The sequence below is a fragment of the Actomonas aquatica genome (genome assembly GCF_019679435.2).
Taxonomy (GTDB): Bacteria; Verrucomicrobiota; Verrucomicrobiia; order Opitutales; family Opitutaceae; genus Actomonas; species Actomonas aquatica.
Window position 1 is genome coordinate 2,843,961 of sequence record NZ_CP139781.1, and the last position, 10,934, is coordinate 2,854,894.

Below are 10,934 nucleotides of genomic sequence, written 5' to 3' on the forward strand. Positions count from 1 at the left end.
AACGGTTCTCGCCGGTCGCCCTCTGGCGAGTTGCAGGCACAAAAAAACCGCCCGGCGAAACGGGCGGTTTGGGCAAAGCGATTGGGTTCGTCGACCTTAGCGACTCCAGGGCGGCACCACCGCGTTGGAGCGCGCGTAGGCAATCATCTGACCCAAATGCTCGTGGCCATGGTCGGCGATGATCAGCGCCAGCTGCGCCCGCGGCGCTTTCATCCCGAAGAACTCGATCTCCTCGGCCATCGCCTCCGCCGAAGCCCCGGCGATGGCGTGTTTGGCAAATTCCACCGACGCTGCGTAAGCCGCAATGAGTTCGGCTTTGCTCGCGCCCTCGCCGATCTTACGCGGGTCGACGCCTTCCGGGATCTTCGCGCCGAGCATGCTGCCGATGAAGTAGTTGGCCCCGGAAACATGGGTGAGCACGCCGCGGACGGATGCCACGCCCTCCGCCGGCGACCAGTCGTATTTGTCCTCCGGGATGGCGTTGGCCAACTGGTTCATCTTATCGGCCGCGGCCGACAGGCTGCCGACGATAATCTGATTGGTAAGCGGCAAAGCGGGATTCGCGCTTTCATGGTGATCCGCGAAAGCGGCGAACGGCGCACTCAGAGCTACGGCGGCCGCGACGAGTTGTTTGGTAAAGGTTTTCACAGCAATCTTAGGTTGGGAGTGTAAGGGTAACCAGCGTTGGGGTGTGGGGAAGGAAACCTCCATGGCAGCAAGCGTCAACGCCCCCATCGCAAAACCATGGCGAGAACCGGTTTCACATCACCTCCACAACGGACACAAAAAAGCCACCGCGCGGGGCGGTGGCTCGACTCAAATGGTCGCGTCCGCGCCCGCGGCGTTTAGCGATTCGGGAGAGCGCGCATGGGCACTTGATCGGCGGCGGCAGCCTCGCCCCCCACGACCGACTTCACGGCGCGCAGGAAGGAATCGCTGAGCAGGTTCACCGTCATGTCCTGCGGCAGGTAACCATCGATGTTCTTGAACGCGTCACTCATCGACTTCGCCACCTCGATGCGCACGAAGGCTTCCGAACCCTCGGCCGAGTAAGCGCTCAGCTTCAGACGAGTAGCTTCGGCTTCGGCCTCACCGAGGGCCTTGATGGCCTGGGCGCGGAGTAGCGCGGCTTCCTGTTCACCTTGGGCAGCGAGCACGTTGCGGTTCTTGTCGGCCTCGGCGGCGAGTTCCACGCGCTTGGCGGCGGCTTCGGCGTCGAGCACCTGCTGCTCGGCCATCTTCTGCGCAGACAACACGCCAACTTCCTTGTCGCGGCGGGCATCCACCACCGCCCGTTCGTAAGCGGCCTGCGCTTCGGCCTTGGCCTGTTCGGCTTTGGCTTCGGCGGCCTTGGTCTCTTCGATGGCGCGCAGGCGGGACTGCACGGCGACCTGGCGGGCTTTGATCTGTTCAACGTAGGACGGATCGAGACCGATGTGCTCGATGACAAAGTTCTCCACGATCACACCGCGCTTGCGCAGCTCGGCGTCGGGCGCCATGAGCGCGGCGGAGATGTCGCTCTGCAGCGAGACGAGGCCCTCACCGGAATAGGCGTCGAGCGCCGACCGGGTGGTCGCCTGGTCCTTCACCACGCGCATGAGCTCGGGGCGCAGGATCTTCTCCTCCACGTTTTCACGCACGGTTTTGTGCAGCTCGACCACAAAGGACGGATCACGGCGCCAGCGGATGTTGAGCGAGATGCGCATGTCCTGACCTTCCGAGGACTGCACGAGGTAGCTATCGCGGCGACGGCCAGCACCGTAGGTGTCGTTGGACTGGTCGTTCATGACGAAGACCTGCGAGGACATGTCATATTTGAAGACCTTTTGGGTGAAGCCGGGGAACAGCACGTAGGTTTTCGGCTGTAGGGGATCGGGCAATACACCGCCCGACCATGTCTCTTTCACGCCAAGTTGATTACCCTCCACCGTCTCGATATCGACGATGAAGATGCTGGCGAGGATGAGGACCACGACGATGACGCCGGTGGCGATGAGTGACAGGGTTTGTTTCATAGCAGGAAGCGGGAGCTTAGCGTTTGCGGTTCTTCAGAAAGATGAGCGTGCAGACGCCGATATAGATTACGAAGAGGGTCGCGATGAGCGGCAGGAGCAGGCGCACCATGGCGCTTTTCATCAACACGGCGGCACCGAGCACGACCAACCAGCCAACCACAAACGCCATCACCACCCGCCAGGAGAACGGCGTGCGGGGTTCGAGTTCGATCACGGGTTCGGGTCGCGACATGGCACCGACCCTAAGCAGGCGGACCTACGCACGGCCAGAGGAATGCACCCGCATTCGAAACATCAACCGGATCTGTAACGCCCTACACCATGCTGGCTTGCCGGACTCGCTGCGGTCGCGGATCCGCCGCGCCCAGACTTAAATTCTCATCCAACCACTGATCGTGCCGCAGCACTGCCAAACGACGCCGCGCATCGCGCCGTCCTGCCCGCCATTGCGCGATGGCCAGGCTCCCCCGCAACAACCAGCCGGTCCCGCCATAAAGCGCGCCCCATCGCCGCCACCACCCCGGCATAAAGTGGCGCAGGATCTCATCCGCCCAACTCGCCAACGGCTCCACTTCCCCTGGCTGCCCTTGTCGCGCGCAACGGCCAAATAACTGCCGGTCGACTCGACTCGAGCCGTGTCGCTCCGTGGCGATCACGCGCAAGCCCCCCGCCTCCAGCACCTCGTCCCGCGGCACAATGTCCGTGCCCCGCCCCGCCATGTTAGTCGCGATGGTGATCTGTCCGCGTTGTCCCGCCGCCGCGATGATCTCCGCTTCATGCGCACTGCGCACCGCATTGAGCAGCGTGAAGGTCACGCCGGCCGACCGCAGCTCCGCTGCCAACGCCTCACTCGCCGCCACCGTGCGCGTGCCGATCAACACCGCCTGGCCCGTGGCCCGACAGGCCTGCACCCGCGCCAACACATGCGCCCACTTGCCCGCTTCGTCGCGAAAGCCGCGCAACCGCAACACGCGCCGTTGCACCGCCCGGTGCGGTGGAATCGCCACCACCGGCAGTCGGTAAAGATGCCAAAACTCCGCCGCCGCATCTGTCGCCGTGCCCGTCACTCCCGCCAAGCGCGGCACCTGCCGAAAGAAACGCTGAAAACTTAAACTCGCCATCGTTTCAGTCGGCGCACTCACCGGGACGCCCTCCTTGGCTTCCAAAAGCGCGTGCATGCCTTCACCCAAGCTGCGGTCCGGCATGGTGCGTCCGGTGGATTCGTCGACCAATACGATCTTGTTTTCCGCCACCACGTAATGCTTGCCGGCTTCGTAAGCGTGCAACGCGACCAGAGCCTTGCCCAGCCACTCCTCCCGCCAGCGCGGCACCCGCAACAGCGCGTGCGTGCCCCCGGCGGCCGCCGTCACCGTTACGCGGCGATCCACCTTGGCTTCGCGCCGCCCCACATCCACGACGAAGTCCCGCCCTGACTCCAGCCCCCGAGCTTCCCGCAGAGCTTCTGCACACAAGTCCGCCAAATAATCATTCTCGCGCTGCGCGCTGATGATAAGCGGTGTCACCGCCTCGTCCACCAGCACTTGGTCCGCTTCATCCACCAACACCGTCTGTATCCGCGGCAGCACGACAACAGGATTCGCCCCGCCCCGCCGCCGCACCCACGGTCGCCACGCTTCCGCCGTCACCCGCCGCCCCAGGCGCAAACGGTCACGCAGGAAATCGCCCACCAGTTCCCGGCTGGTCGTGTAAACCACCTGCGCGCGGTAGCGCTCCCGCCGGGTCGCCGGACGATCCTCCCCGGTCACTGCCGCCACCGTCACCCCGCAACGCGCATAAAACCGCGCCAGCGCCCGCGCATCCCGCGCCGCCAGATAATCATTGGCGGTGAGCACCTGCACGGCCTGCCCGGTCCACGCCGCCAACACCGCCGCCATGGCCAGTGTGAGCGTCTTGCCCTCGCCCGTGGCCATTTCGACCAGCCAACCGCGCTGCAGCCCCAGCACCCCCATCAGCTGTTCGCGATGCGGCACCAGTCCGAGCTCCCGCACCGCCACCGCGCCGATGGCCGCCAAGGCGTCTCCGCGCACCTTCGCCGTGCGTTGGCGGCGATGCGCCCAGTTTGCCCGAACCTGCCGCAGCCCGTTGTCGAGCGCGGCGTTGCGCTCGCCCTCCCATTGCAAAGTCGCCTCCCGCACCCGCGTCGCTTCCCCAGCCAGATCAACCCGCCGCGCGCGCCATCGTATCCATTTTCCGGCGACGTCCTCCAGGCCGGCCTCCAGTCCCCGCGGCACGGGCCGCGGGCGCCGCAGTCGCGGGAGTTCGATTTCAGCGGCCATAACGCTCCTGCACAAACTGGCGCAACCGTCGCCACCCTTGCACGCCCCAGGGTTGCCAATCCAGGCCCACGCGCACGACCCCGGTGCGCATGAAAAGCGCCGGCGCCGTGTCATCGGGCAACGCCACGCGCAGCCGGAAAAAGGGTTCGGCCGCCCGCAGGCCTTCCGCGTCTTCGGGGTCCGTTGGCACCACGCCACCGGCCCGCCAGCCCAGCGCCGCCGACGGCAGACGTCGACTCTCTGCCGGCCGCAGCGTTCCCGGTGCGGTGGGCAGCGCCTCCGCAGCGTTCCCCCAAAGCCGCACCTCAGTGGACTGGGTCGTGCTCCGGGTCAGGCGATCCACATCCCGCTGCGCCACCACCGCATCAAAAACCAATGTATCCGCCGACCGGATGCGCCCCAGCATCGTGCCCCGCGGCACCCGTGCTCCCACCCGCCACACCAGTTGCGGGGCCGACCACAGGCCGTCCTGCGGCGCCCGCACGGTCAAGGCCTCCAGTTGCGCGGCGATCTCCACCTCCTGTTTCCGAATCGCCTGCAGTCGCTCGTCGAGTGGCGCCAGCACCGCCGGAGCCTGCGACCACGCCAGCGCGCGCCGTGCCTCCACTTCCTGCCGCACCGCGGCGAGTTCGCGTTGCAGATCGAGCAGCTCTGGGTTCGCCAGTTGCAGCAATACCTGCCCCGTCATCACCCGTTCGCCGCTGGCCACGACCACAGATTTAATTTCTCCCTCCACCCCGGCAAACACGTCACTGACCTGCTCGGCGCTCACCACGCCGGGAGCCCGCACCGCGTGCGGCATCGGCACGGCCGCGAGGAACCCGACCACCACCACCGGCAGCGCAACCGCCCAACCGGTGGCTCGCTTGCGTTGCCGCTCCGTCGATGGGGAGGTAACGAGGTATTGGAAAAACTTCCACAGCGGGCCGCCCAACCAGACCACCAACCCGGCGATCGCGATGACAAAGCCCACTCCAAACAACTGCCCCGCGATGAAGCCACAGATCACCAGGAGCACAAACACACGGTAGCCCGCGCACGCGGCTCCGAACGTGCCCAAGGCCGCCGCTCCGCCGCGCGATCGCGCCACCGGGGCGGGTCCATCGAGGCCGAGCCCTTTGCGCTCAAACCACCGCCGCCACTGCAACAGCGCCTGCCGCTGCAGGTTCGGCACGCCGACCGCGTCGGCCAACATGTAATAACCGTCGAAGCGCAGCAGCGGATTGGCGTTGAAGAGGATCGTCGAGACCGACGCCAGGAAGACAATGTTGTAGGCCAAGTGGCCCAAGGTGCCTTCGCCGCCCGCCCGGGCCCAAACCAGCGCCGCGATGGCCGCAATGAAGAGCTCAAACAACATGCCGCCGCCGCCCACCAACAAGCGTTGCCACCGCTGCCGAAACGCCCACGCCGCACTCGTGTCGACAAAGGGCACCGGCGTGAAGACGAGCAACATGATGCCGCAGGAACGCACCTCGCCGCCGTAGCGTTTGGTCACCATGCCGTGGCCAAACTCGTGGATGATCTTCACCAGCGCCCACACCACGTAGAGCCAGGCGAGGTTACCCGGCGCCAACACGCCCTGCGTGTGCTCCCGAAACAGCGCCCAGTTGTCCACCACCGCCTTGGTGCCCAAGCCCACCACCACCAGCCACAGGATCGCGCCCACCGGACTGATCAGAACACGCCCCACCGACCGTAGCTTCTCCAACAACGCATCGGGATCGAAGAGCGGGATGCGCAGAAACAGAAAGTTCATCCACTGCTGCCGCGCCATGCGCCGCCGTTCGCGCTGCCGCCGTTCGACCATCGACCACGTCTCGGGTGCGACATCGGCGACCAACAGATTCGCGCCGTGCAACTGCGTGAGCACATCGATCACTTCGCGTTGCCCCGGCGCCGCCTCGGGATCGTGGGCCAGGACCTCCTGCCACACGGCATCGACCGACCGCGCCCGCTCCAACCGTGCGAGAAAGCGCCACGCCGCCGGGCGCACACGGTAGTGGCGATTGGAAAACGGATCCGACACCACCATCCAGGCCTGCCCGCGAAAGGTCTGCCGCCGCACCACACAGTCCGGCCGCAGCGCCACCCGCAACCCCGCCACGAGGTGCCACCGATCACTCAACAACCCAGCCGCGCTAGCCATTACAAGACCTCCTAGGCCAAGGATTCTGGGCCACAAAAAGGCACGAAAAAGCACAATAACCCAGATGCATTCTTTGTGATTTTTTGTGCCTTTTTGTGGCCATTACATTCTTGAGGATAACCTCACCACCAGAGTTGGAGGCGGAGCCAGTCGCGGAGGCGGCGGGTGAAGATGTCAGCCAGGCTGCGCTTTTCCGTAATGAGTTTTCCGATACCGGTCATGCCTGGGCGCCACCAATCGGGCAGTGCGCCATCCGGGGCGGCACGCACGATGAAGACCGCGCCTTCCGCCTGCACCACCGCCTCCGGTTCGATGCGCGTCACCGTCGCCGTGATGGTTTCATCGGGTCGACTGCGAAAGGCGATCTCGACCGGTGTGCCGTCCGCGATCAACGGCGCATCCGCCTCCGGCACCGCCAACTCAAAATAGAGCCCATCCAGCTGCGCAAAACGCAGCAGGGAATCGCCCTGCCGCACCGGCGCGCCCAAACGCTCGCGCAGGTTGCCATCGTCCAACACAAAACCGGCAAAGGGTGCCTGCGCCGCCGTCTGCGCGATGCGTCGCCGCAGTCGCGCCAAACGCGCCTGCACCTGATCCCGCTGCGCTTCGGCCACCCGCATGGCGGCCAGATCACGTTTGGCCTCCGCCTGCTCCCGCTCGCGCACATAGCGACTCAGGTCGGCCAACATCTCGGCCTCCTCCAGCCGCAGCGCCGTGCCGTCGAGCGCATAGAGCGGTTGCCCGGCCGCCACAAAGTCGCCCGGCTCCACCGCCACGCTCTCGACAAACCCATCGAACGGCGCGCTGAACACCATCTGGCGCTCCGGCCGCAGTGTGAACTCCGCCTCCACGCGCAGGGGCACGTGCACCAACAACAGGACCGCGAGAGTGATCGCCGCCGCCACCGCGCCGAGCTTGGGCCACGGGTGCTGCAGGTTCCAATGGCGACGCAGTGACTCCTCCGCCGCTCGTTTGAGCCGCCGCCCCCACCAGCCTTCGGCGCGCTCCTTTTCGACCAGTAACGGGGTCAGCCCATCGAGCACCAACGCAAATGCCGCCGCATCGTCGGCCGTGAACGCGCCCTCCTGCCGGTGCCAGGTGACGGCCCCCACCACCCGCTCGCCATCTCGCAGCGGCAGCGTGCAAAGGTGCGCAAATCCTTGGTCGCGCCCGAGCGCGGCGTGTTGTGCCACAATCTCCGTCGCCACCGACTCCCCTTCCGCGGCCGGCGGCACCGGCCAGAGCAATGCGGCGTCCTGTTCGATCGTCTCCTCCATGGCGGCCTCCACCGCCCCCACCGCCGCCATGCGGTCCTCCACCTGATTCATCTGGCTGACCGCCGCGACCTTCACGTAGGGCTCGTGCCACCAACCGAGCACCACCCGGTCGGCGGCGTGGCGGTCGGCGAGCTGATTGCAGACCTCCAAAGCGGCCGCCTTGAAGCCACGTTGCGCCCGCACCAACACCGCCAGCTCCAGCGCATGCGCCAGTTCATCGGCCCGACGGCGGGTTGTGCCCACTTCACGGATACGGCGACGCCGTCCCACCGCGGCGCCCCACAACAACACCCGGTCCTGCCAAGCCGCATCCGGGCCATCGGTGCCCCACGTGGCCGGTCGCACTTCGCCCACCGCCACCAGCGGATCGTCACTCAGCTCGTCCCAGGGCAAACGCAGCGCGAAGGTGCCGCCGCCCAGCTCAGCCGAGGCCAATTGCAGCGGTCCATGCGCCATAGCTTTGGCGATCAAGCGCGTGGGGATGTCGCGAGTCTGCTCGCCGGCCCGCAGCAAGGTTCGCGGGCCCTGGCCGTCGGCCTGCGCCGGGCGCAGCAGCATGACACAACTCGCGTCCAGCGCGGGGGCGGCCTGCCGCAGCCACTCACGCCAAAACTGCGGTTCGTCGCGCTGCGAGCTGGGTTGCAGCCAGTCGGAGACCTGCAGCGGTTTCAGGGCCACTGGGCGGGCTCCTCCTCGGCCAGACTCACCCACCCGCGCAGTCCGGGCTTAAAACGTCCGGCGGTATTGTCGACCCGGGCTCGTGCGCGCATGAGCCCGCTGGAGGGATCCACCAAGGGATCCACAAACACGATGCGACAGGGCAACACCACATCGACCAGCGGCACCCGCACCCAAACGGTGTCCCCCACCTGTAGGGTGAGACCCTCTTCCGGATGAACATAAAAACGAGCGTCGAGCTGCGACTGATCCACCAACGCCAGCAAAGGTTCACCGCGTTCGACGTATTCGCCGGCCTCGTGATGGCGCACCGTGACGACACCGTCATGCACCGCACGCACCAGCCGGCGACTGAGTTGATCGAGGGCTTCGGCGAGTTCGATCTCGGCCACGCGTTGTTCGATCTCCTTTTCCAGCTTCTCCGTCTCACTGGTCATGTCGTCGGCAAAGAGTTGGGCGGTGCCCTTGGCATCAAACTCACGCTTGCGCAGAACCTCCTGCGCACGTTCCACCCGCAAATCTTCCTGCGCATGGACAAAGGTCACCAAGAGCGCGTCGGCTTTCACCGTATCGCCCTCGTCGACCGCGATGGATTCGATCACGCCGTCGACCGGTGCGCTCACCACCATCGAACGCACGGGCTCGAGCACGATCTCGATCGGCGGCGCCGCGACGGCGCCAGCCGCGATTCCTATCCCGGCCAACAGGAGGGATTTTTTACAGAAGGAAACGAAGGTAAGGAAGGAAGACTCTGGTAGCCCTCTTTGCTTTCTTTGCGGCCTTGGTGTGAAGACCAGCGTCGGTGTGGCTCTACTGGCCTTCGTTTCCTTTGGTGAAAAAAAATCCATCGGTTGGCCTCTCACTGCATCAGGGCGTCGAAGGGCGCCATGATGTTGAGTCCGCGGTGGGTCGCGGCCGAGTCATCGCGGGTCACCTCGATGCCATGGTGGGCGAGCAGGCGGCCGCTCACGGAGTGCAGCTCGGTCACGGCCTTGGTGAGGTCGACGCGGGCGGCGAGTTCGCGGGTGCGGGAGTCGGCCAGGCGTCGTTGCAATTCGGATACCGCAAAACCGGAAGTCTGTCCGTTCTCAAGACGGGCGCGCTCGAGGTTGAGGCCCTCCTCGGCAAAACGCACCGACTCGCGGGCCGTGGCGAGGCGTTGCCCGAGGACTTCGAGACGACTCACCGCGTTTTCGATCTCGATCGAAATACGTTCTTCCAACTGATCCACGCGCAGCTCGGCCTGGCGCAGGCGCAGGGCGGCGGCTTGGGACTTGGCGCGGCCGTCGCGACGGCTGAGAGGAACCGTCACGCTGAGTCCGCCGCTCCACTGCGGTTCATCGGCCGAGTAGGCGCGGTCGATGGCATCACCGTAATCGCCCGCAAGACCGTAAAGGCCGTAGGAAAAATGTAGGTCGAGCTGCGGCAGCGCCTCGTTGCGGGCGGCCGCCTGGCGAATCGACTCCTGCCCTACCCGCTCGCGAGCGAGCTGAAAGTCCGGCCGCGCTTCGAGCGCAGCGGGGAAAAACTCGGCCTTGCTGAAGACCGGCGCGGATTCGAGCAGCACGGCGTCGACCGTGGGCAACGAGGTCACACCGCTGGCCGAGGTCGGCAACGCGAGCAGGCGCACCATCTCGAGCTGACGCTCGCGCAGGAAGTCGCGGGCTTGGATGAGTTCCTCGTTGGCCTCGGACACGCGCACGTTGGCTTCGGACACATCCACCGGACTCAACATGCCGAGTTCGCGACGACGGTTGGTTTCGTTGAGAAACTGATCGGCCACGCCAACGGCGCTTTGCTTCACCGCCACGTTGGCTTCGGCGTAGGCGAGATCGTAGAAGGCATTAAGGACCTCGACACACTTGTTGTTCACCATGATCTCGCGAGTGCGTTCGGTGATGAGCAACTGGGCGCGTGCGACGCGCAGGTTGGCGAGGTTGGCGGCTTTGCCGAATCCGCGCAGCAGAGGCTGGCGCAGGGTGATCCCGCCGAAGGCATCAAACTCCGGCGAGAAGAGTGCATTGGGCAGGCCGGAGCGGTTCACGGAGTTGTCCAGTTCGCGCATCTGCAGCGACACCTCGTAGGTCGTGCCCCACGGGAGTTTGCCGCCCACGCCTCCCCGCATCACCACGTTCTCTTCTTCAAACAGGCGCTGCTGGAGCGCGGCAAAATCGATCGAGTTCTGGGACTTGCGGTTGTCCTCGTAGTTGGCCTCGGCGAAGGCGGACGGCAGGAACGCGGCTTCTTCCACGAGGATCTCCTGCGCCGCGATCTGCGGCGTGAGGGCTTCGACCTGGAGGTCAAAATTGGCGGAGAGCGCGCGCTCCAAAGCGGAGCGTTCGGTCAGGGGAACCTGCGCCAGGACGGAGGCGGTGAGAGCAGTCGCCAATCCGCTGGCGACAGCGTGTTTAAGTGTCATGGGGGAGCTGGGTTAGATACTGGAAGCAGCGTTGCCCGGTATAAGGACAAGCCTCGACCTTAGCAGCCCGAATGCGATCGCACGACCCCCTCCATGGGGGGG

Annotated in this window: 8 protein-coding genes; all 8 read right to left on the reverse strand. The window is 65.7% G+C overall.

Annotation, left to right across the window (positions count from 1 at the left end; all coding sequences use genetic code 11):
- Nucleotides 1-96: 96 nt before the first annotated feature.
- Complete coding sequence (locus K1X11_RS11230; protein ID WP_221032094.1) at nucleotides 97-648, reverse strand: DinB family protein; 552 nt, start codon at nucleotides 646-648, stop codon at nucleotides 97-99.
- Nucleotides 649-845: 197 nt separating this feature from the next.
- Nucleotides 846-2,015 (reverse strand): SPFH domain-containing protein, encoded by a 1,170-nt coding sequence (locus K1X11_RS11235; protein ID WP_221032093.1) that lies wholly within the window; start codon nucleotides 2,013-2,015, stop codon nucleotides 846-848.
- Nucleotides 2,016-2,031: 16 nt separating this feature from the next.
- Entirely contained in the window at nucleotides 2,032-2,247 is a 216-nt protein-coding gene (locus K1X11_RS11240) for a hypothetical protein (protein WP_221032092.1), read from the reverse strand.
- Nucleotides 2,248-2,329: 82 nt separating this feature from the next.
- Nucleotides 2,330-4,312, reverse strand: a complete 1,983-nt coding sequence (locus K1X11_RS11245) for a preprotein translocase subunit SecA (RefSeq protein WP_221032091.1) — start codon at nucleotides 4,310-4,312, stop codon at nucleotides 2,330-2,332.
- Nucleotides 4,302-6,458 (reverse strand): efflux RND transporter periplasmic adaptor subunit, encoded by a 2,157-nt coding sequence (locus K1X11_RS11250; RefSeq protein WP_221032090.1) that lies wholly within the window; start codon nucleotides 6,456-6,458, stop codon nucleotides 4,302-4,304. The genes K1X11_RS11245 and K1X11_RS11250 overlap by 11 nt, the downstream gene beginning before the upstream one ends.
- Nucleotides 6,459-6,580: 122 nt before the next feature.
- Nucleotides 6,581-8,413 (reverse strand): efflux RND transporter periplasmic adaptor subunit, encoded by a 1,833-nt coding sequence (locus K1X11_RS11255; protein ID WP_221032089.1) that lies wholly within the window; start codon nucleotides 8,411-8,413, stop codon nucleotides 6,581-6,583.
- Nucleotides 8,404-9,117, reverse strand: a complete 714-nt coding sequence (locus tag K1X11_RS11260; protein WP_221032088.1) for an efflux RND transporter periplasmic adaptor subunit — start codon at nucleotides 9,115-9,117, stop codon at nucleotides 8,404-8,406. Before K1X11_RS11260 ends, K1X11_RS11255 begins: the two co-directional genes overlap by 10 nt.
- Nucleotides 9,118-9,272: 155 nt before the next feature.
- Complete coding sequence (locus tag K1X11_RS11265; protein WP_221032087.1) at nucleotides 9,273-10,832, reverse strand: TolC family protein; 1,560 nt, start codon at nucleotides 10,830-10,832, stop codon at nucleotides 9,273-9,275.
- Nucleotides 10,833-10,934 lie beyond the last annotated feature (102 nt).

Coding starts and splice junctions, on each gene's coding strand:
- K1X11_RS11235 (WP_221032093.1), bottom strand. CDS start 2,015: ATGAAACAAACCCTGTCACTCATCGCCACCGGCGTCATCGTCGTGGTC.
- K1X11_RS11240 (WP_221032092.1), bottom strand. CDS start 2,247: ATGTCGCGACCCGAACCCGTGATCGAACTCGAACCCCGCACGCCGTTC.
- K1X11_RS11245 (WP_221032091.1), bottom strand. CDS start 4,312: ATGGCCGCTGAAATCGAACTCCCGCGACTGCGGCGCCCGCGGCCCGTG.
- K1X11_RS11250 (WP_221032090.1), bottom strand. CDS start 6,458: ATGGCTAGCGCGGCTGGGTTGTTGAGTGATCGGTGGCACCTCGTGGCG.
- K1X11_RS11265 (WP_221032087.1), bottom strand. CDS start 10,832: ATGACACTTAAACACGCTGTCGCCAGCGGATTGGCGACTGCTCTCACC.